This is a genomic window from Campylobacter sp. RM16189, from assembly GCF_012978815.1.
Lineage (GTDB): Bacteria > Campylobacterota > Campylobacteria > Campylobacterales > Campylobacteraceae > Campylobacter_A.
In genome coordinates this window covers 67697-93766 of sequence record NZ_LIWR01000001.1, presented here as the reverse complement: position 1 = coordinate 93766, position 26070 = coordinate 67697, and the positions used below count along the sequence as shown (strand labels likewise).

The following is a 26070-nucleotide window of genomic DNA, read 5'->3' as shown; positions in this document are numbered from 1 at the left end:
TTTTTTAAAGTATCTTGAAATTATCCTTAATTTATGATACAATCCGCCTATAATTTATACTCCCAAGGAATAATCAAATGAGAATTTTAATAGTAGAAGACGAAGTAACGTTAAATAAAACGATTGCTGAGGGCTTACAAGAATTTGGATATCAGACCGATAGTTCTGAAAATTTTAAAGATGCCGAATACTATATAGGCATTAGAAACTATGATCTCGTGCTTACAGATTGGATGCTGCCTGATGGAGACGGTGTTGATCTAATAAGTGTTATTAAAAATAAATCTCCAAGAACCGCTGTTGTAGTTCTATCTGCTAAAGATGACAAGGATAGCGAGGTTAAGGCGTTTAGAGTAGGTGCAGATGATTATATTAAAAAGCCTTTCGATTTTGACGTATTGGTAGCAAGAATCGAAGCAAGATTAAGATTTGGCGGAACAAATGTTATTAAAATAGACGATCTTATAATAGATCCAGATGAAGAGAAAATAACATATCTTGGACAAGATATCGAGCTAAAAGGTAAACCTTTTGAGGTATTAACCCACCTGGCTCGCCACTCTGATCAAATAGTATCAAAAGAGCAGCTTTTAGATGCCATCTGGGAAGAGCCTGAGCTTGTTACTCCAAACGTAATCGAAGTAGCAATCAATCAAATACGCCAAAAAATGGACAAACCACTAAATATATCTACAATCGAAACCGTTAGAAGACGCGGATATAGATTTTGCTTTCCAAAAAAAGCTTAAGAGCTAGATTCATCATTCAATTAGCATCAGCTTCGGCGATGCTAATTGTAATCATCTCAGTAATGCTATATTACTACATCAAGGTGACTATCTATGAGGGCATATCTCAATCTTTGATGTATGAGGCCAAAATCCTATCTACAAGTTCAAATTTGAGTCAAAAAAAAGGTGGTTTTGAATACGGCACTCTTGACGGAAGCACAACCACTGTAAACATAATAACAAAGGCGTCAAAGTCTAAAAATCCATATTTCGTAAATGAAAAAACAGAAAATAAGACCTATTTAAAGCTATATTTTCCATATATAGGAGATTCATATATAACTCTTACCAAAGAGACCACTATGCAAAGCAAACTCATAGATCAAATTTTAGTTGATATCATGATAGTAAATGCAACTGCTATATTTTTAGTGCTTTTTTATGCGTTGTTCCTATCTCGAATGCTACTTGTACCTATTAAAATTTTAAGCTCAAAACTTAGTAAATTAAACGAAAGATTTTTAAAAGAGGTTAGTATAGACGAGTTGCCCGATGAATTTACTCCGCTTGGAAAGAGTATCAACCGTCTAATAGGTAGAATTCAGACCTTTGTGTTGTATCAAAAGGAGCTTTTTGTAGGTGTGGCACATGAGCTTAAAACTCCTCTTGCCGTGATGAAAACTAAAAATGAAGTGACTTTGTTAAAACCTAGAGATAGCGAAAAGTATATAGAGGCTCTTAAAAACAATAACGAAGAGATAAATGGCATGAATAAGATGATAGGATCTATCCTTGAAATTGGGCGCCAGGAGGGAGCTCAGTTTGAGGAGGCGGTCCAGATCGATATTATAGAATTTTTGGATAAAATGGCTAATAACTTTAAAATTTTGGCTCGTGGTGATGATAAGGATGTTATGATAAATTTATCACCAAAAACGCTTAAAATGACCTTACAGCCTACTTTGCTAACACATATTATTCAAAATTTCGTTCAAAATGCGATTAAATTCTCTCCTCCAAAATCTACAATCACGATAGTTTCAAAGCTAAAAGACGAAGAGTTTATTGTAGAAGTGATTGATGAGGGTATAGGTATCGATGAGAGCAAGGATCTTTTTGCTCCGTTTAAGCGCTTTGGAAATAAAAGCGGTGCAGGTCTGGGACTATTTTTAGCCAAAGGTGCAGCTCAAGCGCTCGGTGGCAATGTGAGTATCAAAAATAGAACCGATGGAGTAAAAGGAGTGGTCTCCTCGCTTGTTTTACCGATATTAAGAAATGTAAAAAAATAAATAAAAGAGCGGTATATGGCAAAACGAACAGCAGTTATAGATCTTGGGTCAAATTCTATGAGAATGGCTATATTTGAGAGGACCTCAAGATATGCGTTTTATATACTGGGCGAATTTAAGATGAAGGTTAGGCTTGGAGAAAGCGCTTATGAAAATGGTGGTGCAATAAGTGAAAAATCGATGCAAAAAGCTTATGAGGCATTTTGTGAATTTAAAAGCATAGCTAAAGCGTATAAGTGTAATAAAATATTTTGTATGGGTACTTCAGCCCTTAGAGACGCTCCCAATTCAAATGAACTAATAAGCCTGATTAGACGAAATTTGGGACTTAATTTAAAAGTTGTAAAAGGGATTGATGAGGCTAGCTTGGGCGGGATTGCGGCTTTAAATTTGCTTGAGCCTATGAGCGAGTTTATTACGATTGATATAGGTGGAGGCTCGACTGAACTTGCTATGATTAAAGACGCAAAAATAGTAGATGCCGTTTCTCTTGATGTAGGCACGGTAAGACTAAAAGAGCTATTTTTCGATAAGAAAAATTTAAAAGGTCTTAATGATTTTATGAAAGAAATTTTAAAAGATCTGCCAAAAAACTTTAAAAGCAAAAATATAGTGACAATAGGTGGAAGCTTAAGAGCTATATCAAGCGCTATTATGCAAGCGCAAAACTATCCTTTAAGATCGGTTCATAACTTTAGCTATAAATTTGAATCGCAAAAGGAATTTATACAAAATTTAACCAAAGCAAGCGTGCTTGATCTCGATAAATTTTATATTAAAAAAGATCGTTTTGATACCATTAGGGAGGGTGCTTATATATTTTTAAGTGTGGTAAATAGCTTAAAATGTGAGCATGTGTATACAAGTGGTGTAGGATTTAGAGAGGGTGTCTACCTAAGCGATATATTGCGCCCTAGTAAGAAATTTCCGCCAAATTTCAATACTAGCGTAAGAAGTTTGCAAGATAGATTTTTGCTAAATAACAACAAAATGGTCGTAAAATATGCAAAAGATGCTTTTGTAACGCTTAAACCGCTTCACAGAATCGATGATAAGTTTATATATGAACTTGAGACCGCCGCTAGACTTCATAATCTAGGACAATGTTTAGGATTTTACGGAGAGCATATAAATTCTGCAAATTTTGTTATAAACGCTTTAAATTATGGCTTTTCACATAGACAAAAAGCACTTATAGCAACCATTGTAGGCTTAAATGGTAAAAAAACTCTAGGAGAATTTGAGAAATTCAGAGATCTTTTGCCCGAAGAAGATATTGTAAAATGGCTGAGTTTTATTCTAAATTTTGCTAAGATATTGGATATAAACTGCACGCATAAGAAGCTAAAATTTGAGCTTAAAAGCCAAATGCTTGAAATTAGTGGGGCAAAAGAGCAATTTATGACAAAAGAGAATATTAAAAAGATCGCTAAGCCTGCGACATTTGCAATAAGCTTCGTTAGTTGAGGCTAGCTTTGTCCTTGTATGCGCTCAAGGCATTTTGCCTATCTTCAAGATACTGTCCTATTCTCTTACGATTTTCTTCAAAAAATGCCTCAAAGTCATTTTCGCTATTAATAGTGTCTTCACCAAATTTATCTAGTAGCACATTTGAACTGCCCACCAAGACAAGGTATTTTTTGTTTTGATGGTTTAATAGCATAACCTTGTTTGTTCTATCAAGCGGTTTTTCATATAAAATTTTTACATCCTGACTTTTATCGCTATTTAGCCATCCGGCAAGATTTAGTTTTCTGCTGCCTCCTGTTTTTTTGACTATAAAGTTTTTAAGCAGCCAAAGAGCTATGGCAAAGGCTATAAGAACACCTATTACCATATAATATCTTGCGTCAAAGATATTTTGTATATCAGGCTGAGTATTTATAGTTGTAGACGTTTTGGGCTGGATTATCTGTTCGCTTTGTGAAATAGGTTGCTCGTTTTTAGTTGAGGCGGCAGCTGTGCTTACGACTCTGATTCTGAGTCCAAATCCGTCAGAGGTTTTAGAAGCCATTACTCCTATTGAAGAACTGCTTTTTATGCTTAAAACTACGCTATTTTGCTTGGGTTCTATGTATAGTTCTTGAAGTATTTTTGAGTTTAAGTTTTTTTCAACAGCCTGATCGAAATTTAGCCCGTTAAATATAAGCATTGTCATATCGTTTTCGCGCTTTTGGAATATATTTCCCTCGTAAGGTGCGTCAAATGAAAGCATTACATCGACCCTATCGCTTCTTTCATATATATTATATGTGAGTAGGTTTGAGGCAAATAATGAGACGGTAAAAGCAAAAATAGCAAGCAAATTTCTCATAATTGCTCTCTTTTGAAGTATTGAATTACTGATTTTGAGTCTAAAATTTCATTTATGCGGATAGCTAAATTTTTCTCATACACCATTACTTCGCCCTTGCCAAAAATTCGGTTGTTAATGAAGAGCTCCACACTTTCGCCGGCAGGCTTTTCAAGATCTATAACCGAGCCGTTTTCAAGTTTTAAAAGCTCTCTTACGCTAATTGTTGTCGTGCCAAGTTCGGAGATAAAATCTACGCTTATATCCATTAACTCGTCATAGCTTTTAAAAAGTCCGTTTTTTTCTAAAATTTGTTCTAGCTCCCGATTCATGCCTTTTTGTACCCTATTTGAAATGTTCTATTTTTTATTTTATAGATTCTCTTTTCTTCAAGCTCCACAGGAAAGCCTTGCATACGCCCGAGATATTCTGGAGTACCCATTTTGTAGGCGTTATTTTCTCGTTCATTTAGTATGTTTTTAGCATATCCTATTGCCAAATTTGCACTCTCTTTGCAAATATCACTTAGTTCATCCTCGGCTAGCTCATCAACTCCCAATAAAATTTTAGCAAACTGATTTAAAGTCTCTTTTTTAAAATAAAGGTAGAATTGATATTCGTCCCCGCCTTTATAAATTGGTAGGCTAGAGCCATAAAATTCGCCATTTAATGTTTTTGCTTCACTGACTTTATATCCGAGAGTATCTTCACAAAGGTGTTTTATTCCTATCTCAATTATATCCATCATTTTAATTTCCTTGATATCAAATAACTTCAATTATACTTCAAATTTATATAATTTACTATAAATTTAAAAAAGCTTATTGATTTCTTCTATCAATTTTTTACCGCTAAATTTCGCCGTTAGCTTGACGATTTCGGTGCCGATTATCGCTCCGTCTGCAAAGCTTTTGACTTCGCTAACGTCACAGCTGTTTTTCACGCCAAAGCCTACGGCTACGGGCAAATCGCTCTTTTGCTTTAAATCTGAGACTAAATTTTTAAGCCTATCTATGCTGGCCCGCTGCGATCCGCTTACTCCTACCGCGCCAAGAGCATAGATAAATCCTGATCCAATGCTTAAAATTTTATCCGTTCTGTGAGCCGAGGTAACGCTTATTAATGGCACCAGATCAAGCCCGAATTTAGAGCATAGCCCGCTTACCTCTTCGCTCTCTTCAAACGGCAGATCGGGTATGATAAACCCGCTTATGCCTACCTTGCTTGAGCGCGCGATGAATTTTTCCACTCCGTAAGCGAAGATGATATTGTAATAAACCAAAAAGACAAGCGGCTTATTTACGCTTTGCTTGCACTCTTCAAGAAGGCTAAAAATTCTCTCTGTATTTACGCCGTTTGTTACCGCTTCAAAGCTTGCTTCGGCTATAAGCTTGCCGTCTGCTAGCGGGTCTGAGTAAGGAATTCCAAGCTCAAGCAGATCAAGCGAGCTAGCGTCTAAATTTAGTAAAAATTCGCGCGTGTGCTCAATGCTCGGATAGCCCGCTACTATGTAGCCGATGTTTGCTTTTTTGCCCTCAAAGGCTTTGGATATCTTAGCCATAAATTTTTCCTTTCTCATAGCTCATTACCGTGTTCATATCTTTATCGCCTCTGCCCGATACGTTTACTACGATAACGCTTTTTTTATCTAAATTCGGACATAATTTTTCTAAATACGCAAGCGCATGCGAGCTTTCTATCGCAGGGATTATACCTTCAAGGCGGCTTGTAAGACGAAGCGCGTTTATGCACTCATCATCGCTTACGGCTTGATACTTTACGCGCTTTATATCGTGCAGGTGCGCATGCTCAGGACCCACTCCAGGGTAGTCAAGACCCGCCGAGATACTGTGAACCGGTGCTATCATACCGAAGTCATCTTGCAACACGATAGTCTTCATGCCGTGTATGATACCTTCGCGCCCTTTGGTAAGCGTGGCTGCGTGATATGGAGTATCCGCTCCAAGACCGGCCGCTTCTATACCTACTAATTTTACGCTAATATCCTCTAAAAATCCGCTAAAAATTCCTATCGCATTGCTTCCGCCGCCTACGCAAGCTATGATGTAATCGGCTTTTACTCCGTATTCTTTTAGCTGCTCTTTTGTCTCGCTACCGATGACGCTTTGAAGCTCGCGCACGATCTTTGGATAAGGGTGCGGACCCACGGCAGAGCCTATGACGTAAAAGCTGCTTTCTATCTCATTGACCCACGCTTGAATCGCTGCGGTTGTAGCCTCTTTAAGCGTTTTTAAGCCGTCGTAAATGCTTACAACCTTTGCACCGAGCAGATCCATTCTAAACGCATTTAGTTGCTGGCGCGCCACATCGGTTGCGCCCATATACACATCGCATTCTAGCCCAAGAAGTGCCGCAGCAGTTGCAGTCGCCACTCCGTGCTGTCCCGCTCCCGTTTCAGCTAAGAGCTTTTTTTTGCCCATTTTTTTAGCTAATAGGGCTTGACCGAGGGCGTTATTTATCTTGTGAGCGCCGGTGTGGTTTAGATCTTCGCGTTTTAGATAAATTTCATGCCCATAATGCTCGCTTAAACGCTTTGCGTGATAAAGCGGACTAGGGCGACCCACATAGTGCTTTAGCAGATCGTTAAGCTCGTCTTTAAACTCCTGCGTGCCGGCGATCTTTTCGTAAGCTTCTTCAAGCTCTTCAAGCGCGAACATAACCGTTTCAGGCACGAACTGCCCGCCAAATTTGCCAAAATATGCTTTAGTGTTCATTGCCTTCTTCCTTATTTACGATGTCTAAAATTTCTTTTATCTTGCTTGGAATTTTTATCATATTTTCATCTTCGACTCGTGAGTTTATATCCAAAATTTTAGGCTTAAATTTAAGCGCTTCAAACGCATTTGTTTCGTTTATACCACCTGCTAATGCGAAACTAAAAGGCTTTAGGTCTTTTAAAATTTCCCAGTCAAAACTCACTCCGTTACCACCTAAATTTTCGCCTTTGTAGTCATAAAGTACCAAATCATGTGGTTCGTTTGTGGCGATAAGTTTGTCTTTTACGCTTAAAACTTTCCAAACGCTTACGCCAAGATCTTTTAAATTTGCGTACAAATTTTCGCTTATCTCTCCGTAAATTTGAGCCGCGTCAAGTCCTGCAAATTCGCAAATTTCCATTATCTCGCAGCTACTTTGCTCGCCACTTGACGTTAAAGAACACTCGCTTGCGCCGACAAATACCCCTACACATTTTGCACCGAATTTGTGAGCTAAATTCGCTATTTGCCTAGCGGTTTTGATGTCTACTTGCCTTAGGCTTTTTGCAAGGATTACGCCGATAAATTTTACTCCGAGTTCAAGCACGTTTTTGGCTTCAGCCTCGCTTTTGATACCACAAATTTTAAGCTCTGTTTTCATGATTTTACCTCGATATAATCTTTAAAGTATTCATAAACTTGCCCGCTATCAATCGCCTTGACTATAACGTCCTTTGCGTCCATCGGGTTTGCGACAAAATTTGCCGTATAAAGCGCAAACATCGCGTTTAGCACGACTATATCAAATTTCGCTCCTCTTTCCTCGCCTTTTAAAATTTTAACCAAAGTTTGTGCGTTTTCTTCGGGAGTTCCGCCCTCTATCTCGCTGTGAAATGCTCGTTTAAAGCCAAACTGCTCCGGAGTTACGGAGTATTCGTAAATTTCGCCGTTTTTAAGCTCGATTATCTTTGTCTCATCGCATAAGCTTATCTCATCAAGCCCGTCCTCGCCGCGCACCACCAGTGCATGCTCACGCCCAAGTAGCTTTAAAGTCTGCGCATAAAGCTTTAAAACAGGCTTGTGATATACGCCTACAAGTTGGTTCTTAAGGCTTAAATTTGGATTTAACATAGGCCCAAGCACGTTAAACACCGTCCTTATACCAAGGCGTGCTCGCACCTCTTTGACCTCGGCAACTAGCGGATGAAAAAACGGCGCATGGAAAAAGGCTAAATTTTTCTCATCAAGCAGCTCTCTTAGCGTGCTTAGTGAATTTGACATGGTTAAATTTATGCCTTCAAGCACATCCGAGCTACCCGATCTACTTGAAATCGCCTTGTTGCCGTGCTTTGCGACTTTAACGCCAAGGCTTGCAAGGATAAACGAAACCGCAGTTGAGATATTTATCGTCTTAAGCCCATCACCACCCGTTCCGCACAGATCTATCATCGGCGAAGCGTCGCGGTAGGTTTGGGAGTATTTTAAGATGTTTTTAACGAGGCTTGCAAGACTCTTTGGATAAAGACTCTTTTCGCTAATTAGCACCAAAAGCGCTGCAAGCTGCGTTATCTCGTAATCCTTTGAAGCTATCAGCGCGCAAATTTGCTCAAAATCCCTATCGTCAAGCCCGACGTTATCTTGAAGCTTGATTAAAAACCTCTTGAAATTCGCAGGTTCACTTTCTTGTATTTTGGCTTCGCTTTTAAAGTTTAGAAAATTTTCGATTATCTTTTTACCGTATTGCGTGAAGTAGCTTTCAGGGTGAAACTGTATGCCAAAAACGGGGCGATTAACTTCGCGAAGTGCCATTATTACGCCATCATCGCTGATCGCAAGCGGTTTTAAATTTGACGGCAATTCATCAACATAAAGCGAATGGTAGCGCATAACCTCAAATTTGGCCGGCAATCCTTCAAAAAGCGGGCTTTCCTCAAGCATATCGATAAATGAAGTCTTGCCGTGAAACGGCTTTTCAAGACGCTTTATGACTGCACCGCCGACTAGTCCGATCGCCTGATGTCCAAGGCAAATTCCCAAAATCGGCACGTTTAGATCGCTTTTTAAAATTTCAAGACAAATTCCGCTGTCTTTTGGATGCTTAGGTCCCGGGCTCAGCACGATCTTACTTGGATTTAGCTTGCGAATTTCTTCAAGCGTGATCTTGTCGTTTCTTACGCTTATGACCTCTTCGTCGGTTAGCTCTTTGATGTATTGCTCAACGTTAAATACGAAGCTGTCGTAGTTGTCTATCAGAAGTATCATTTATGAGTTTCCCTTGCGTTATTTTTAAATACATTTAGCACCGAGGCGCGTTTTTTGCAAATTTCTTTGTATTCGTTCTCGCCCACGCTGTCTATGACGATGCCCGCACCGGCTTGGATAAACACCTCGCTAGCACCGTTTTTAGGCACAAAAACCGCACTTCGTATGAGGATAGCTTGCTGAGCGTCACCGTTAAAGTGAAAAAATCCTATACCGCCTCCGTACGCGTTTCGCTTATAGCTTTCAAGCTCAGATATTATCTCCATGGCGCGAATTTTTGGAGTTCCGCTGAGCGTGCCTGCGGGAAATACGCTAGAGACTACTTCAAACGAGCTTATATCGTCGCGTTTCATGCCATAAACATCGCTAGCCATGTGCATAACGCTTTCATAAAAGACCACGTGCATCGGGTTTTTCACGCTTACGCTTGAGCTTTTTGCCACGCGTCCGATGTCGTTTCTGGCTAGATCGATTAGCATTTTATGCTCGGCGAGCTCTTTTTCGTCATTTATGAGCTCGTTTTTAAGCATTTCATCTTCTATGGCGTCCTTGCCTCGCCCTCTTGTACCTGCGATCGGGGCTGCGAAAATTTGAGAGTTTTTTACTTCGCACACCAGCTCCGGGCTTGAGCCTACGATATCACCGTGCGGAGTCGGGAAGTGAAACATATAAGGGCTTGGGTTTGCCTCGCTTAATAACTTATAAAACTCAAGGCTGTCCATGTCGCTTATTAGTTTCATCTGCTCGCTAAGCACGACTTGAAAGATATCGCCGCTGTATAGATACTCTTTTGCTTTTTGAGTTATGCTTAAAAAATGCTCGCGCTCTTTATCTAAATCCGTGCAAATTTGATAAAAGCTATCTTCGGCTTTTAAATTTGACTCTTTGAGTTCTTTTAAAAAGTCGTAATATCTGCTCTTTTCGCCGTAAAACGAGTAAATTTTGCTTGTCTTGTCAAAATGCAGATATGCTCTTGCGTTTGCGTATAAGAAATTTGGAAATTCATACTGCGAGCTTTGAAATTCGGGAATTTTTTCAAAATATCTCACGCTTTCATAGCCTAAAACTCCAAAAAGCCCCGCAAAGGGCGCGCTATGTTTTTGAGTTAAAAAATAGCTCTTAAGTCCTGCAAAATCAACATCATCGCTACTTATATACTCGCAATCTATCCCAATGATGGCTTGAGCGGTATCTTCTGCTAAAAAGCTGTTTTTAAATTTTTGTCTTATCGCTTCGTAATAAACTAAAGGCTCTAGTAAAAGCATATTAAATCCTAAAAAATAAGTGAAATATTATATGTAAAAAGAGCTTTTATATGCATAAAGGGCTAAATTTGGGTCGCTAAAGTAGAGTGCGCTGAGTAAAAAAGATTAAAATTTAAGCGGGATAGACCTCAAAAGAGGTCTAAGATTATTCCGTTAAAGCTTTGTGGAAATTTGCTTGTATTCCGCTTATTTTTTCGACTATGTCGCAGTTTTGAGCACCGTATCTTTTGGCGATATTTTTGATATCCTCGTAAGCTACGGTTGTTTTGCCTGCGTCTTTGTAGATTAAAAATTTCATCGGCAGCTCAAGCGCGATTTGCGGTTCGCACTTCATTAAAAGCGTTCCGACTTTAGGTGCGCCAAATACCACCACGCTGGTTTCAGTCATCTCAAGACCTGCCTCTTTGGCTAGTTTCGAGTGGTTAAATACGTCAAAAAGCATAACGCCTTTTTCTTTAAGGATATTGCTAAATTTAGCTACTGTTTCATCTACGCTTAGACTGTTTGTGCCTTTTATAAGCATGCTTTCACCTCCAAACGCCAGCGACGCTATCGCAGCTACCGATATGAACAGTTTTTTCACCTATTCTCCTTTATAAATTTTAGATTTAGATTAAAACGTAATTATACTTTAACAAGCTTAATGCTAAAATTTGCCAAAAGGTTAAAGATGTTTATCGGATATGTTTTTTTGGGCGTTTTAGTCGGTTTTGTTTCGGGGTTTTTCGGTATCGGAGGCGGCGCGGTAGTCGTGCCTGCGATGATACTTTTGGGATATGATATCAAATACGCAATCGGCGTTAGCATAATGCAGATGGTATTTAGCTCCATCTTTGGTTCGTTTGTAAATTTACGCTCCAAGATGCTTGATTTAAGACCCGCTTTGGTGCTTGGGCTCGGGGGATTTTGCGGTGCGCTTAGCAGCGGATTTATAGTCTCTCACTTTTCGTCTAAATTTCTACTTGGAGCGCTTATTACCGCTCAGATGATAAATTTAACTAAGCTTTTAACTAGCCCGCTTGAGCCAAAAGGAGAGCAAAACAGCTCGCAAATTTTACTGTTTGCCATAGGGCTTATCACGGGAGCTGTCGCTATTAGCGTGGGTATCGGCGGATCGGTTTTTGTTATGCCCGCACTTATCGGCTTTTTAAACTATGATATCAAAAAAGCAGTCAGCACCGGGCTCTTTTTCGTAGTGTTTAGCTCAACTGCGGGCTTTATCAGCCTTGCTTCTCACGGACTGGTTCATTACGATATAGGTGTTGCTATCGGAATTGGCTCTTTGTTTGGGGTGTATTTTGGCGTAAAGACATCACACGCCATAGATAAAAAGAAACAAAAATACTGGATGATCGCTCTTATAACGACCATCCTTGTCATTACGATTAGAAAATTTTTAATAGCTTAAAAGCTGTTATTTAAATATTTTCAAACAAATAAGCTGAGGTTAGCTTGTTTTCAAGATCTTTTATATAGTCTTTAACGGCTTTGTCAAATTCCTTTTTGGTTTGAGTTTTTACTTGCGAATTATCGCTCGTAAGCGTAAAGCTAAGACCGCGTTCTTTGGCAAATTTTGCGGTTTGGTTTATGATATCTTCGATTGTATTTTTGCCATTAAATTTAAGCGCTATAAATGCATCGAAATTTGATAAATCCAGCATATTGTTAAACTCATTGGCATTCATTATTACAGGATTATCTTCCGCGCTAAAATATTCAAAATATCCTCTAATGCGCTCTTTTAATCTGGTTTTGCCGTGCTCATAGGCTATTTTTGGCTTTTCATGAAGGCTAAATAACGCGCAATCTGCGGATAAAATTTCCATAAAGCCCATATATGCGGACTTAAGAGAGTTTTCATTGTCTTTTAAAAGCTCGGCAACTTGAGCGAAATTTATACTTGCCGGAAATACCTCGCTAAACACCTGATATAACCAGTTGTAGTTTGATTTCATCTGTTGATTTGTGATGCTAACGTAATTGCCGTCTTTGTCTTTGGTAAATGTTGCAACCAGATGCAGTTTACTAAGTTCGCTAGGACCTATATCTACGTGAAAATCCTCTCCTATTAGCTCTTTGTGTACGATGAGACTTTTTCTAAATACCTTATTCGTGAAAAAATCAATAGCCTGCTCTTTATCTATCCTATTTGTAAAATTTGCATTTATATACTCATCAAAGCCTTCCAGTCCAAGATCAGCCTTAAACACGTCATCAAGGTTTACATCCGTTAAGTAAGTAAGCTCATTATCGTCAAGATTTTTTGCAAAATCTTTAAAGTAGATAGGATTATTAAAAAATTCCAAATACTCATGCACTATATAAGAATCTGATTTTACTTTCTCTATTCCTTCAATGTGCTCAAGCAGCAGCTTTGCGTTCATAAAATCGGCTTTCACACCGTCTTGAGAGCAAAATTTCATATACTCTTTAAAAACCGTTAAAAGCTCCTTTGCTTTGTTTGCTTTTACTATTTCGCTTTCATCTTTTAATTCTTTTGTTCCAAATATCAAAAAATCCCTGATGATATCTTTTATTTTCCAGCCCGGATAGACGTTATAGCTTACATAGGCGATACCGTTTTTGCTAAGAAGCTTCTTGATACTTTTTAGTATTGCGTCTTTTACCGCATCAGGAACCCAGCTATAAACTCCATGGCAGATGATATAGTCAAATTCGCCAAATTCTTTTACATCCTCATCGCTTAACTCACAGATATCCTTTTGGATAAATTTTATATTATCCACACGCATCTGTTTTGCAAGCTCTTTTGCTTTATTTATCTGAACTTCACTTAGATCTATGCCGACAACTTTGGCATCCGGATTTGCTATAGCAAAAGGAAATATATTCCCACCATAGCTACACCCTATCTCTAGGACTTTTGCGCTTTTGCTACTTGGCGGAGCAAATGATAAAAACGAAGCCACGGCTTCCATTCTTAGCGGAGAGCATTCTGGAAATGCGCTTGAAAAATAGGGGAGATTGTCGTAGGAATCTTGAATTTCTTTCATTAAAACCACCTTAAAATATTTTTATTGATTATATCTTAAATTTTCAAAATTAATCAGATATTTATACCGCTTTGATTAAAATAAATAACTTAAAATTTAGGCGATAATCATGAACGATACAATCAAAATCACAGGTGCCCGCGAGCACAACTTAAAAAATATAAATTTAGAAATTCCAAAAAACAAATTAGTAGTTTTTACGGGGCTTTCAGGCTCTGGCAAGAGCACTTTGGCCTTTGATACGCTTTATGCCGAGGGACAAAGACGATATATCGAGAGTCTTTCTGCTTATGCAAGGCAGTTTTTGGATAAAGTCGGAAAGCCTGATGTGGATAAGATCGAAGGACTAACGCCTGCAATCGCAATCGATCAAAAAACCACAAGCAAAAACCCTCGCTCTACAGTCGGCACAATAACCGAAATTTACGACTATCTGAGGTTGCTTTATGCGCGCGTTGGGATTCAGCATTGTCATCAGTGCGGCAAGCCTATATCAAAGATGAGTGCAAGCGATATCATAAACGAAATTTCAAAGCTTCCTAAGGGCGCTAAAGTAGTGATTTACGCTCCGCTTGTGCGAGAAAAAAAGGGAACTTGGGCGGACTTAATCGAAAATTTGCGCGCAAAAGGCTTCGTAAGAGCCCAAATAGACGGTGTGATGGTAAGGCTTGATGAGGAAATCGAGCTAGCTAAAACTAAAAAGCACACCATAAAAGTCATAGTCGATCGCTTGGTTATCGATGATGAAAACCTTCAGCGTCTGGCTCAAGACGTAGAGAAGGCTTTGAGCGAGAGTTACGGCGAAGTCGAGATCGAGATAACTAATGCCGACGAGTTAAATTTAAAAGAGAAATTTATACATTACAGCGAGCATATGGCTTGTTTTGATTGCAAAATTTCATTTACTCCGCTAGAGCCGCTTAGTTTTAGTTTCAACTCTCCAAAAGGAGCTTGCGAGCATTGCGACGGGCTTGGAATTCGCTACAGCCTTGATATGAATAAGATAATAGACGAGGAAAAAAGCGTAGAAACCGGCGCTATCAAGCTACTTTACGGCTACAATATGAGCTATTATTATAAATTTCTGCTTGCATTTTGCGAACAAAACGGCATCGACACCAAAAAGCCATATTTTGAGCTAAGTGAAGATGAAAAGCGACTTGTGCTTTACGGCAATGCAAAAGAGGTTGAGTTTTTCTGGAAAAGACACAAGATAGCGCGTAAATTTGAAGGTGCAGTAAAGATTAGCTACGATTTATTAAAAGACTCCAAGGATTTTGGCGAGTATATGAGTGAAAGAGGCTGCTCAAACTGCGGCGGACACAGGCTTAGACCTCAATCTTTAGCTGTGCGCGTAGCGGGGCTTGGGATCGGTGAAATTTTGGATATGAGTATAGAAAATTGCGTTGCGTTTTTCTCAGACTCTAGCAAATTTGACTACCTAAGCGAGCAAGATGGCATGATAGCTTCGCCTATCTTAAAAGAGATAAACGAGCGACTTTATTTTCTTTATGACGTGGGGCTTGGCTATCTCTCGCTTGGGCGGGACGCGCGCACGATTAGCGGCGGAGAAGCGCAAAGAATTCGTATCGCAAGCCAGATAGGAAGCGGGCTAAGCGGCGTTATGTACGTGCTTGATGAGCCAAGTATCGGACTTCATGAAAGAGATACTTTAAAGCTTATTAAGACTCTTAGAAATTTGCAGTCAAAAGGCAACTCCGTAATCGTGGTAGAGCATGATAAAAAGACGATAGAGGAGGCTGATTTTGTAGTTGATATCGGTCCTGCAGCGGGTAAATTCGGAGGCGAGATTATATTTAGCGGTGATGTAAAAAGCCTTATGCAAACCAACACCTCAACAGCTTTATATCTAAGCGGCGAGAAAAACATCAACTATCAAAAAAACAGAAAACAAGAGAAGTGGATAGAAATTTCAAACGTAAATATCAACAATATCTCAAATTTAAGCGCCAAATTTCCGCTTAGAAATTTAGTCGGTATTACGGGCGTTTCGGGCTCGGGCAAAAGCTCGCTCATACTTCAAACCCTGCTTCCTGAAGCGCAAGAGCAGCTAAATAGAGCTAGAAAAGTTAAAAAGATAGCGGGCGTGAATTTAAGCGGACTTGAAAATTTAGATAAAGTTATCTACCTTGACCAAAGCCCGATAGGCCGCACGCCACGCTCAAATCCTGCGACATATACGGGCGTGATGGACGAGATAAGAAATCTCTTTGCGCAGACTAAGGAAGCAAAGCTTAGAGGCTATAAGATCGGGCGTTTTAGCTTTAATGTCAAGGGCGGCAGGTGCGAGAAGTGCCAAGGTGAGGGCGAGATAAAGATAGAGATGCACTTTTTGCCCGATGTGATGGTGGTTTGTGATGCTTGTAACGGCTCTAGATATAATGCTCAGACGTTAGAAATTTTATACAAAGGCAAGAGTATTGCAGATGTGCTAAATATGAGTATCGATGAGGCGATAGAGTTTTTTAAAGCGGTTCCTAAAATTTACGCTAAACTTAAAACCCTGCAAGACGTCGGGCTTGGCTACATCACGCTTGGGCAAAACGCAACTACGCTAAGCGGCGGCGAAGCTCAGCGCGTGAAGCTCTCAAAGGAGCTTGGCAGAAGTGATACTGGAAATACGCTTTATATACTTGATGAGCCTACAACGGGGCTTCACTTTGCCGATGTCGATCGCCTTACACAAGTGCTTCATCATCTAGTCGAGCTTGGGAATTCGGTATTTGTGATCGAGCATAATATGGACGTGATTAAAAATTGCGATTATATCGTTGATATGGGACCTGAAGGCGGTAGCAAGGGTGGCAAGATCATAGCCGTAGGAAGCGTAAAAGAGGTGGCTAAAAATCACAAAAAAACAGGCTCTTACACGGGTAAATTTTTAGCCGAGGAGCTTGAGGATATGAAGGCTAAAAAGGGCAAAAAAGATGCAAAGAGCGCTCAGTGAGTATCTTGAAATTTGCAGGCATATACAAAACGTAGCAAGCAGACATGCCAACAAAGAGGATTTTATCGCTAAAATCATAAATCAGATCTCGTTTAGGCATACAAAAGAGCTTTATGAAATTTGGTTTAAGGAGTGCCTTGAAAAGCGCGACTGGAAGGGCTTAAACAGCCTTATATTTCAGCAAAACCGCTTGGAGCTCATACCGGGTAGTGCAAGCGGATACGATCACTGCATTAGATTTTCTAAGCTGCTAAATAGCGTTGCGTGCAGTGATTTTGAAGCTGTTAATAAAATAATCCCGCAAGACATCGTAGCTAGCAAAAACGGCTACACGCTGCTGGTTGTTGGCATAAATTTGTTCTTTGCGACGTGGTATAAAGATGAGGTTAAGCTTGAGGCGGCGTTAAAGGCGGCTAGGAAATTTATAAACTCAAAAAAGCCTGCCAACGAGCGAGCTCAAATCGCCTCTATGGTAGGAATTTGTGATAAGGACCCAGAGGCGATAAGCGAGAATTTGCAAGCCTTTTGCACAGGATATAATAAAACAGACGTTTTGCCTTACAAAAAGCTGCTTTGCATGCCTGCGCACGGCATTTACTGCCTTGCTAAAATTTTGCTTGACGAAGAAACTTTTAGTCAAATAAAAATGCCAAAACATCAAAATTTCTCCCGCGAATTTGCCGCTTGGCGAAACGAAAATCAAAAGCCTGAGCTAAATTTATACTTTACTTATCCGGAAGAGCTTGAAATTTTTAACCAAATTTTTATGTATCCGCCCGTAAAAAGCATGCTTCATCAGCCATATAAAGATCACGAGCGGGTGCCGTACTGGTATATGGATGAAAAAGCGATGGTAAGGGCTTTTGCAAAGCAGATCGCAGATAAATTAAGGAGTGAGACAAAATGAGACTTTGGACGATCAGCCCTGTTTATCTGGACGCAAAAGGTTTGGTAGCGCTATGGAGGGAGGCGCTTTTAGCAAAGCATGTTTTAAATGGGCTTACAAAGGGGTATAAAAACCATCCGCAGCTTGATAGATTTTACGCGCATGACAATCCCAAAGAGCTTATAAATGCCTATTTGCAAGAGGTTTATGACGAGGCCTCAAAAAGAGGATATAAATTTGACAAAAACAAGATAGGCGCCTTTAACAGCCAGAATTTATCGCCGGTGCAAGTTACCAGCGGTCAGATAGAGTATGAATTTGCGTTTTTGCAAGAGAAGCTAAAGGTGCGAGACGCCCTGATGTATGAGCGAAATTTACGCGTGAGTGAGGTTAGGATAATGAGTCTTTTTAAAGCTGTAAATGGAGATGTAGAGCCGTGGGAAAAGATAAAGAGCTAAAAGACATCCAGCGCAAAGGCGCAAGATCGATTAGTGAAATTCCTATCGAAATTTTAGAGCGGTTAAATTCAGGCGAGATACAAACTGCAAATTTGACCGAGTGGCTTGCCGTAGATCAAGAAATTTTGCTTGCAAATGTGCTGGCGCAAATAAATAAAAGCGAATTTTTAGAGCAAATTTTAGCTCAGGTTAAAAGCCTTAAAAACAAAAGCGCAAATTCCGTCAGCAAGACGATCGGTGCCGAGCTTTTTAAGCTTGCAAGCGCGGATAAAAGCGAACAAATTTTAAAAGCTATTAGCACACACAGATCTGATACGGTGAGGTGTTGGGCGGCTTATATGACGGCTTGCGATGAAAGCCTTGATATAAGCGCTACTCTTAACGCTATAAAGCCGTTTGCCGCAGACTCTCACTTCGGCGTTAGAGAGATCGCTTGGCTTTGCGTGAGAGGTCAAGTCATCTCAAATTTGGACGAAAGCATAGAAATTCTCTCAAAATTTGCACTTGATGAAGACGCTAATATCAGGCGATTTGCAAGCGAGGCTACAAGACCGCGCGGAGTTTGGTGCGAGCATATATCGGTACTCAAAGCCGAGCCTTGGCGCGCACTAGCTATACTTGAACCGCTTAAAAGCGATAGCTCAAAATATGTGCAAGATAGCGTGGCAAACTGGCTAAACGACGCGAGCAAAACGCAAGCTGAATTTGTGCGTGCAATTTGCGCTCGGTGGAGCGAGCAAAGCAAAAGCAAGCAGACCGCATATATCGTAAAAAGAGCGCTTAGAACGCTTAAGAAAAGCGATGACATATAAAACAGAGGCGATAAAAAGTTCTTTAAAAGGAATTGCGGTGATTTTTAAAAAAATAAGAATAAGTTAAGACTATCCTTATTTAGAGAAACTACAGATGATTTTATGTGAGCTTTTATATTCATTGCGCTCATTTGGAGGCTTGCTAAGCTCTGGTATTAACATAGTTTATAATCACGATAAATCCGCTTCCTGCACGAAGCTCAAAGCTAAAATCTCTAGCTCTGCCTAGAAATTTTGGATCTGAGCTGAAGCTGTATTGATTTTTTACGATACAAACGGGCAAATTTGCCTTGCCTAAAGCTATTATGCTATTCATATTCTTAAGCGCTTTTTGGCTAAATTTCACATCTCTTGCGCGTTTTTGCAAGGTGCAAATTTATATCATCGCTTGGCGCAACTTGAGCGTATCCTCCACCTGTCGCCTCGCCTTTGATGCCAAATACAGGCCCAAGGCTTGGCTCTCTAAGTGCGGCGCAGACTCTTTTATCAAGCCTGCTTAAAGCGTCGCTAAGTCCTATGGTTACGGTTGTCTTGCCCTCTCCAAAGGGGGTCAGGTTTGTAGCCGTTACAAGGATCAAATTTGAGTTGCTAGTAGCCAAATTCGCAGCCACTTTAGCCTTAAATTTGCCAAAAAGCTCTAAATTTTCTTCATTTAAATTTAACTTTTTAGCCACCTCTTTGATGTTTTTTAAATTTGCCTTTTTTTCTATCTCGTGATCGTTTAGCACAAATTTCCTTAAAATTTTAGATTAGTTCAAAGATTAAAATTTATCAAAAATATATGAAAAATTTGATTAAATTTGTCTGCAAATTTAAATTTCACAAGGAAAAGCCATGCAGCAGATAAATATCTTGCTTTTTGACGACTATACAAGTCTTGACGCGCTTGGACCGCTTGAAGTGCTTTCAAGGCTTAAGCAGCACTATGAGATAGACTATTTTTCACTTGACGGAAAAGCGGTTAAAGGCTCCATAAACACGCAAATTTTAACTCGCAAAATAAGCGAGATAAAAAGCCATGATATCCTGCTGGTACCTGGTGGATTTGCGACAAGAGCACTTATAAATGATGAGCGGTTTTTAAGCGAATTAAGCAATTTGGCTAACGCCAGCAAGATAGTTTTAAGCGTCTGCACGGGCTCGGTTTTGCTCGCTTGCGCAGGATGTTTAAAGGGCAAAAGAGCCACTAGCAACAAGTCATCTTGGGAATTTGTAACAGCATCAAGCAAAGACGTGGAGTGGATAAAGCCTGCCAGATGGGTAAAGGACGGCAAATTTTACACTTCAAGCGGAGTTGCGGCAGGCATTGATATGGCGCTTGGTTTTGTGGCTGAAATTCACGGAATAAAAACTGCGCGAGATATCGCAAAATCCATGGAATACATCTGGAATGAAGATAGAAATTTCGATCCGTTTGCGTGAAATTTAAAAACGGAGTGAAGTTTGTTTATAGCAAATTTTTGATACAATTTCTTAAATTTTTCGTAAGGACAAGATATGATTGAAGAGTTTAAAAAGAGGATAAAAACGCTTCCACCGCTTCCAAAAAGCTTCCATAAGGTTTTGCAAATTTGTGAGAGTGATAGCGGAGTAGGGGAGCTTGCCAAGGCTATCGAAGGCGATCCGATGATGGTTGCTCAAATGTTAAAAACGGCAAATTCTCCGCTTTACGGCTTTAACAGGCAGATTAAAACAGTTTTGCAAGCGGTTAGCCTATTTGGCAAAAATATGACCAAATCGCTTGTGGCTAGCTCAACCGTGCAAGGCATGCTAAAAGTAAGTGTGGAGCCTTATAGCGTGAGCCCTGAGCAGTTTGTAAATATCTCAAATTTACAAGGCGCGATCGCAAAAGCGTGGTTTAAGCGCATTGCGCCTGAGAAGATGGATGATCTGTTTTTATGCGCGCTGCTTCAAGATACGGGCAAAATTTTGATCTCTGATGAGGTGATCAGACGCGATGAGGTGATGTATTTTAAAGAAGATATCGCGATGAGCTTTGATATCGGCGCAGTTGAGATGAATAACTTCGGCACTACAAGCGTGCTCATAGCTGCTGATATATTTGATCACTGGGGCTTTGAAAAGGGTATCGTAGAAAATATCCGCCACTCAAACGATCCAAAAAGTGCGCCTGATGAGCTTAAGCAAACCGCATGGGCGCTTTATATCATAAGAGTTTTGGCAAATCAAAAGCAGCAACTTAGCGATCTAAACGTCCAAACTGCGCTAAATTTGGCTGCTGAAAACGGCTTTAACGAGCAAATTTTAAAAGAGGTTGTAGAAGAGATAAAAGAAAAAAACGGTTAGTAGTTTAAGGCGGTTTGCTCGCCTTAAATTTATCTTCTGCTCTGCTTTGCACAAATTTAAATCAAGGAAAAATAATGAACGGCAAAAAAACTCTCACTATCATCGATACTTTCGGCTTTTTTTTCAGGCTTTATTATGCGATGCCAAACCTTAAAAACAAAGAGGGCAAGCCAAGCGGGATGGTGAGCGGATTTGCAAATTTCATTATGAATTTAAGGGATGAATTTCCAAGTGATTACATCATCTTTGCGCTAGATAGCAAGGGTAAGACACTTCGCCACGAGATGGCTGGCGAATACAAAGCCAACCGCGACGAGCCGCCGGCACCACTTAAAGAACAGCTTCCCGTGTGTATAGAGATGATATGCCGGATGGGGCTTTGCGCGATGTCAAAAGAGGGTTATGAGGCTGATGACATCATCGCAACAGCGGTAAAAACAGCAAAAGAACAAGATATCTTCGTGCGAATCGTAACGCACGATAAAGACCTTTATCAGCTTATCGAAGACGGTAAAGTAAGCATATATAGCCCGCAAAGCAAGATAGATCACGATAGCACAAGCTGTGTGGAAAAGTATGGCGTGCTACCTTCTCAAATTCGCGATTTTCTAGCCCTTACAGGAGATAGCTCAGATAACATCCCCGGCGTAAAAGGTATCGGCGCAAAGGGTGCTAAAAAGCTACTTGATGAGTTTGGAAATTTAGAAAATATCTATGAAAATTTAAGCTTTATAAGAAATGATCGCACAAGGCAGATGCTAGTTGATGATAGGGAAAATGCCTTTTTAAGCAAGCGGCTGACCTCGCTTTTTTACGATGCAGTTGAGATAAAAAGCTTTGAAAACGCGCTATTTCCTACGCAAAATCCGCTTTTAAAGGTTGCCGATTTGCTTCGCGAATACGACCTAAATCGCATACTAAAATCGCTTCAAAATAGCGAAGAAAACGCCGAATTTAAGCTTGGATTTAACGCGCATTTGCTAACTGATGAAAGCCAGATAGAGCGCTTGCTAGAAGATATCACAGATGAGACGATCGTGGCTTTTGATACCGAAACTACGGGCATTGACGCAAATAACGCCAAGATCGTGGGCTTTAGCTTTTGCTTTAACGACACCGATAGCTACTACGTGCCTATAGCTCACAGCTATCTTGGAGTTAGCAAGCAAGTAAGCCTTAAATTTGCGGCTTGGGCGGTAGGGCAAATTTACAAAGGCTGCGTCATAGGGCAAAATTTAAAATATGATTTTAAGGTCGTAAAGCAAAATTTAAACCTCAATCCACCTAAAAATTTTAAAGATACGATGATCATGGCATGGCTTATGGAACCTTCACAGGCTGTGGGTATGGACGCGCTTGCAAAGAGGCTTTATAATTACGATACGATCAAATTTGAAGATGTGGTTAAGCGTGGCGAAACATTTGCCAGTGTTAGCCTTGAAAATGCCGCGAAATATGCGAGCGAGGACGCTTGGATAACGCTTAAATTTTATAAGAGCTTTTTAAATCTGCTTGAGCCAAATTTGCTTAAACTCGCAAACGAGCATGAATTCCCTTTTCTCATCACGCTTTTTGATATGGAAAATCGCGGCATCAAGCTAAACAGGCAAAAAATGCAAAATTTGATAATCCAAAATGACGCCACTATCAAGCGTCTCACTGCCGAAATTTACGAGCTAAGCGGCGAGAGCTTTAATATCAACTCCGTTAAACAGCTTGGCGAAGTTCTCTTTGAGAGGTTAAATTTGCCTGCTAAGAAAAAGACTAAAACAGGCTACAGCACCGATGAAGCCGTGCTTACCGAGCTGCTTGAAGCTCATCCTGTTATAGCGAAACTCCTTGAATATCGCGAAATTTACAAGCTTCAAAGTACCTATTGCGAGCCGCTTTTAAATTTGGCTAAAAACGATGAAAACAGCCGAATTTATACAAATTTTATGCAAACGGGCACGAGTACTGGCAGGCTTTCTAGCAAAAATCCGAATTTGCAAAACATACCTGCGCGCGGAAGCCTTGCTTACGAGGTTCGCGAGACGTTTGAGGCAAAGGATGGCTTTAGTCTTGTGGGGCTTGATTATAGCCAGATAGAGCTAAGACTGCTTGCGCATTTTAGTAAAGATAGCGCTCTGCTTGAGGCGTTTGCAAATGATGAGGATATACACGCAAGAACGGCGATTAGCATATTTGGAGAGAGTAATGCACAAAACAGAGCCGTAGCAAAGAGTATAAATTTCGGGCTTATCTACGGCATGGGCTCAAGCAAGCTCTCAGGGCAGGTCGGCATCTCACGCGCCGAAGCAAAAGAGTATATAGAGCGCTATTTTAGGGCTTTTCCAAGCATTAAGGGCTTTTTAGAAAGCATTAAAACCGAGGCTAAAAATAATGGATTTGTCACCACCTTGCTTGGTCGAAAAAGATTTTTTGACTTTAGCACGGCAACTCCGATGCAGCTTGCGATGTATGAGCGTGAGGCTGTAAATACGATATTTCAGGGCTCGGCGGCTGATATCATAAAGCTTGCGATGGTAAAAATCAGCAAAATTTTAGATGAGCGAGCCAACATGCTGCTTCAAATTCATGATGAGCTTATATTTGAGGTTGAAGATGGCTTTGCGCAAGAATTTGGCGAGCAGGCAAAAGAGGTAATGCAAAGTATTTGTAGGCTTAACGTTCCGCTTAAGACTTCACTAAATATAGCGAAAAATTGGGGTGATTTGAAGTAAAATTTGTGCTTTATAAATACAAAGCGTGAGATAAATTTCAAGTTTCGTTGCCCAAATTTAACAGCTTTGCGAATACATAATTTTCAAGAAATATTATTTTAGTGACATTTTCACCTATTTAATAATCTTAAATTATCTTATTAAAAATGATATTTAATAAAAACTATAAAATTTAAGCTGATTGACGCTGTGTATTTGCTAAAATTACGCTAATACTCTAAAAAATAACATTCCAAAAGGAGAATTAATGGAGTTTTTGACTAGTTTAAGCGAAGGCACGCAGTTTGCCATTCAGCTTATAGTTGTTCTTGTCTGTCTATTTTACGGGGCGAAAAAGGGCGGCATCGCGCTTGGTTTGCTAGGCGGTATAGGACTTATCGTTCTTGTATTTGGCTTTCACATTCAGCCTGGTAAGCCGGCGATTGCCGTTATGCTCACCATCCTTGCCGTTGTTGTTGCGAGTGCGACATTGCAGGCAAGCGGCGGACTTGACGTTATGCTTCAAATAGCGGAGAGAATTTTAAGGAAAAATCCAAAATACGTAAGTATCCTAGCGCCGTTTGTAACCTGCTTTTTAACGATACTTTGCGGAACCGGACACGTTGTTTATACGATTTTACCTATCGTTTATGATATAGCTATCAAAAACGGCATTCGTCCTGAGCGCCCGATGGCTGCAAGCTCGGTATCTGCGCAAATGGGTATCATCGCAAGCCCGGTTTCAGTTGCGGTCGTAACCTTAACCGCATTTTTAGTAAGTTCCAAGACTCAGCTTGCCGGATTTGATGGCTATTTGGACCTTCTTAAAATCACGATACCTTCGACATTTTGTGGTGTTTTAGCGATCGGAATTTTTAGCTGGTTTAGAGGCAAAGATCTTGATAAAGACGAGGAATTCCAAGAGAAGATAAAAGATCCTGAGTTTAAAAAATATGTTTACGGCGAAAGTGCTTCTTTGCTCGGTCAAAAGCTTCCACAATCAAGCTGGAACGCGATGTGGATATTTTTAGGTGCTATCGCGGTTGTTGCTCTGCTTGGATACTTCAAAGAGTACCGCCCGGCATGGCCTAAATCAAATCCTGCGAAAGTAGTCGAGATTGTAGCTGACGGTAAAGCGGTTAAGAGCTTTAACGTAAAAGACGGCAAGATCGTAGCTATCGTAAAAGACGGCAAGATCGAAGAGACTGTTGCTTCAAGCAAGGCAAAAAGCTCTATGAGCTATGAAAATATCGAAATTTACAGCAAAGACGGCAAACTAACTCAAAGTCTAAGAGCTGAAAACGGCGGCGTGGTGCTAAATGCCGGAGATAAGAGCGAGACCATAGCTTCAGCTAAGATCGCTGTAAAAGATAGCGTTAAAAAGCCGGCTTCTATGGGCATGGTCGATGTTATCCAAATTTTCATGCTACTAGCCGGTGCGCTCATCATCATCTTTACAAAAACGGATGCGAGCAAGATCAGCAAAAACGAAATTTTCCGCTCAGGTATGATCGCACTTGTTGCGGTGTTTGGAATTTCATGGATGGCTGAGACGATGTTTGCGGTGCATACTCCGATGATGAAAGAAGCACTTGGAGATATCGTTAAGCAGCACCCTTGGACATATGCGGTTATGCTGCTTTTGGTGTCAAAATTTGTTAATTCTCAGGCCGCCGCGCTTGTGGCTTTCGTGCCGTTAGCTCTTGGTATCGGCGTTAGCCCTGCGATCATCCTTGCCTTTGCGCCTGCTTGCTATGGATACTACATACTTCCTACATATCCAAGCGACCTTGCGGCTATTCAGTTTGACCGCTCAGGCACTACAAGGATTGGTAAATATGTTATAAATCATAGTTTTATTATTCCTGGACTTATTGGAGTATTCTCGTCGTGCTTATTTGGCTGGATATTCGCGAGTCTATATGGATATATGGGCTAAAATTTAGAATTTTTTATCTGCTTAAGTCTTGTAGAAAGAGACTTAAGCAGTATATTTATATGTGTTGCGAAATAATATAATTTAGGTAAGACTATAAATTATTACACTTAATATTATTTTATTTTGATACTATTTTATAATTTTAGTGGTATACTTATATGATTATAAATATTTTTTAAATACATTAAGATTGGATGGAAGTGAAAAGACCAAATAGCTATTGGAACTCTCAGATAGAATCTCAAGAGGGAAGTGTTGAGCGTATGATGAAAGATGAGCTTATGCGAAAGAAAGCTTATGAAAAAAATCAAAAAAATTTTGTAAAGGCATTTGAAGACAGGATGGATTTTTATATAACATCTAGTATTGTGGTAATGAGTTTGGTGTTAGTCGGCTTTGTACTAAAGTATATGGTTTAATTTTTTAT

24 protein-coding genes and 1 pseudogene are annotated in these 26070 nt (G+C 40.0%); 13 read left to right on the top strand and 12 right to left on the bottom strand.

The genetic code is table 11. The features are described 5' to 3' along the window. Nucleotides 1-77: 77 nt before the first annotated feature. The 3 genes from hsrA to CDOM16189_RS00500 are packed head-to-tail and all read left to right on the top strand — an operon-like array spanning nt 78 to nt 3487. Nucleotides 78-749, top strand: a complete 672-nt coding sequence (hsrA, locus tag CDOM16189_RS00510; RefSeq protein ID WP_169973454.1) for a homeostatic response regulator transcription factor HsrA — start codon at nt 78-80, stop codon at nt 747-749. A 38-nt stretch (nt 750-787) separates the two neighbouring features. Then, on the top strand, nt 788-2020 hold the full coding sequence (locus CDOM16189_RS00505; RefSeq protein ID WP_169973452.1) for a HAMP domain-containing sensor histidine kinase: 1233 nt from the start codon (nt 788-790) through the stop codon (nt 2018-2020). A gap of 15 nt (nt 2021-2035) precedes the next feature. After that, entirely contained in the window at nt 2036-3487 is a 1452-nt protein-coding gene (locus CDOM16189_RS00500; protein ID WP_169973451.1) for a Ppx/GppA phosphatase family protein, read from the top strand. Here CDOM16189_RS00500 and CDOM16189_RS00495 read toward each other — a convergent pair. The 9 genes from CDOM16189_RS00495 to CDOM16189_RS00455 form a co-directional block, all read right to left on the bottom strand. Continuing rightward, the gene (locus CDOM16189_RS00495) at nt 3480-4334 is read right to left on the bottom strand and encodes an excinuclease ABC subunit A (RefSeq protein WP_169973450.1); all 855 of its coding nucleotides are present in this window, start codon (nt 4332-4334) and stop codon (nt 3480-3482) included. The two genes, CDOM16189_RS00500 and CDOM16189_RS00495, sit on opposite strands and share 8 nt — an antisense overlap. Beyond that, nucleotides 4331-4645 carry a flagellar motor switch protein FliN gene (gene fliN / locus CDOM16189_RS00490; RefSeq protein ID WP_169973448.1) on the bottom strand — a complete coding sequence of 105 codons (315 nt, stop codon included), beginning with the start codon at nt 4643-4645 and terminating at the stop codon, nt 4331-4333. Before fliN ends, CDOM16189_RS00495 begins: the two co-directional genes overlap by 4 nt. Continuing rightward, entirely contained in the window at nt 4642-5061 is a 420-nt protein-coding gene (locus CDOM16189_RS00485; protein ID WP_249321433.1) for a restriction endonuclease, read from the bottom strand. The genes fliN and CDOM16189_RS00485 overlap by 4 nt, the downstream gene beginning before the upstream one ends. A 63-nt stretch (nt 5062-5124) precedes the next feature. Next, on the bottom strand, nt 5125-5874 hold the full coding sequence (gene trpA / locus CDOM16189_RS00480) for a tryptophan synthase subunit alpha (RefSeq protein ID WP_170000679.1): 750 nt from the start codon (nt 5872-5874) through the stop codon (nt 5125-5127). Next, nucleotides 5867-7048 carry a tryptophan synthase subunit beta gene (gene trpB / locus CDOM16189_RS00475; RefSeq protein WP_169973445.1) on the bottom strand — a complete coding sequence of 394 codons (1182 nt, stop codon included), beginning with the start codon at nt 7046-7048 and terminating at the stop codon, nt 5867-5869. Before trpB ends, trpA begins: the two co-directional genes overlap by 8 nt. After that, nucleotides 7038-7691, bottom strand: a complete 654-nt coding sequence (locus tag CDOM16189_RS00470) for a phosphoribosylanthranilate isomerase (protein WP_169973444.1) — start codon at nt 7689-7691, stop codon at nt 7038-7040. Before CDOM16189_RS00470 ends, trpB begins: the two co-directional genes overlap by 11 nt. Next, nucleotides 7688-9292, bottom strand: a complete 1605-nt coding sequence (gene trpD / locus CDOM16189_RS00465) for an anthranilate phosphoribosyltransferase (RefSeq protein ID WP_169973442.1) — start codon at nt 9290-9292, stop codon at nt 7688-7690. The genes CDOM16189_RS00470 and trpD overlap by 4 nt, the downstream gene beginning before the upstream one ends. After that, nucleotides 9289-10557, bottom strand: a complete 1269-nt coding sequence (locus tag CDOM16189_RS00460) for an anthranilate synthase component I family protein (RefSeq protein WP_169973441.1) — start codon at nt 10555-10557, stop codon at nt 9289-9291. The genes trpD and CDOM16189_RS00460 overlap by 4 nt, the downstream gene beginning before the upstream one ends. Nucleotides 10558-10702: 145 nt before the next feature. Then, nucleotides 10703-11140 carry a DUF302 domain-containing protein gene (locus tag CDOM16189_RS00455; RefSeq protein WP_169973439.1) on the bottom strand — a complete coding sequence of 146 codons (438 nt, stop codon included), beginning with the start codon at nt 11138-11140 and terminating at the stop codon, nt 10703-10705. 87 nt (nt 11141-11227) lie between these two features. On the opposite strand from CDOM16189_RS00455, the gene CDOM16189_RS00450 reads away from it, so the two are divergent. Next, on the top strand, nt 11228-11965 hold the full coding sequence (locus CDOM16189_RS00450) for a sulfite exporter TauE/SafE family protein (RefSeq protein ID WP_169973437.1): 738 nt from the start codon (nt 11228-11230) through the stop codon (nt 11963-11965). A 10-nt stretch (nt 11966-11975) separates the two neighbouring features. On the opposite strand, the gene CDOM16189_RS00445 is transcribed toward CDOM16189_RS00450, so the two are convergent. Further along, nucleotides 11976-13571, bottom strand: coding sequence for a methyltransferase domain-containing protein (locus tag CDOM16189_RS00445; protein ID WP_169973435.1), 1596 nt, complete (start codon nt 13569-13571; stop codon nt 11976-11978). A gap of 109 nt (nt 13572-13680) precedes the next feature. On the opposite strand from CDOM16189_RS00445, the gene uvrA reads away from it, so the two are divergent. From uvrA to CDOM16189_RS00425, 4 genes are read left to right on the top strand one after another with little or no spacing between them, the layout of a single operon-like run. Then, nucleotides 13681-16539: an excinuclease ABC subunit UvrA gene (gene uvrA / locus CDOM16189_RS00440; protein ID WP_169973433.1), complete on the top strand. Its 2859-nt coding sequence runs from the start codon at nt 13681-13683 to the stop codon at nt 16537-16539. Then, nucleotides 16520-17446, top strand: a complete 927-nt coding sequence (locus CDOM16189_RS00435) for a hypothetical protein (RefSeq protein WP_169973431.1) — start codon at nt 16520-16522, stop codon at nt 17444-17446. The genes uvrA and CDOM16189_RS00435 overlap by 20 nt, the downstream gene beginning before the upstream one ends. After that, entirely contained in the window at nt 17443-17883 is a 441-nt protein-coding gene (locus CDOM16189_RS00430; RefSeq protein ID WP_169973429.1) for a pyrimidine dimer DNA glycosylase/endonuclease V, read from the top strand. The genes CDOM16189_RS00435 and CDOM16189_RS00430 overlap by 4 nt, the downstream gene beginning before the upstream one ends. Beyond that, entirely contained in the window at nt 17862-18695 is an 834-nt protein-coding gene (locus tag CDOM16189_RS00425; RefSeq protein ID WP_169973427.1) for a DNA alkylation repair protein, read from the top strand. The genes CDOM16189_RS00430 and CDOM16189_RS00425 overlap by 22 nt, the downstream gene beginning before the upstream one ends. 142 nt (nt 18696-18837) lie before the next feature. Here CDOM16189_RS00425 and CDOM16189_RS00420 read toward each other — a convergent pair whose 3' ends face one another. Together CDOM16189_RS00420 and CDOM16189_RS00415 are read right to left on the bottom strand one after the other, a co-directional pair. Next, the gene (locus CDOM16189_RS00420) at nt 18838-19011 is read right to left on the bottom strand and encodes a formate--tetrahydrofolate ligase (protein ID WP_249321430.1); all 174 of its coding nucleotides are present in this window, start codon (nt 19009-19011) and stop codon (nt 18838-18840) included. A 52-nt stretch (nt 19012-19063) separates the two neighbouring features. Beyond that, nucleotides 19064-19423: pseudogene (locus CDOM16189_RS00415) on the bottom strand (formate--tetrahydrofolate ligase); the annotation flags it as partial. 106 nt (nt 19424-19529) lie between these two features. Here CDOM16189_RS00415 and CDOM16189_RS00410 point away from each other — a divergent pair. The 5 genes from CDOM16189_RS00410 to CDOM16189_RS00390 all read left to right on the top strand — a co-directional run bounded on the left by CDOM16189_RS00410 (nt 19530) and on the right by CDOM16189_RS00390 (nt 26062). Continuing rightward, on the top strand, nt 19530-20117 hold the full coding sequence (locus CDOM16189_RS00410) for a DJ-1/PfpI family protein (protein ID WP_169973422.1): 588 nt from the start codon (nt 19530-19532) through the stop codon (nt 20115-20117). A 75-nt stretch (nt 20118-20192) separates the two neighbouring features. Further along, nucleotides 20193-21002: an HDOD domain-containing protein gene (locus CDOM16189_RS00405; protein WP_169973420.1), complete on the top strand. Its 810-nt coding sequence runs from the start codon at nt 20193-20195 to the stop codon at nt 21000-21002. 74 nt (nt 21003-21076) lie between these two features. Beyond that, entirely contained in the window at nt 21077-23725 is a 2649-nt protein-coding gene (polA, locus tag CDOM16189_RS00400) for a DNA polymerase I (RefSeq protein WP_169973418.1), read from the top strand. A 247-nt stretch (nt 23726-23972) separates the two neighbouring features. Then, on the top strand, nt 23973-25643 hold the full coding sequence (locus CDOM16189_RS00395; RefSeq protein WP_170000678.1) for an anaerobic C4-dicarboxylate transporter: 1671 nt from the start codon (nt 23973-23975) through the stop codon (nt 25641-25643). Nucleotides 25644-25843: 200 nt separating this feature from the next. Next, complete coding sequence (locus tag CDOM16189_RS00390; RefSeq protein WP_169973414.1) at nt 25844-26062, top strand: hypothetical protein; 219 nt, start codon at nt 25844-25846, stop codon at nt 26060-26062. Nucleotides 26063-26070: the final 8 nt, after the last annotated feature.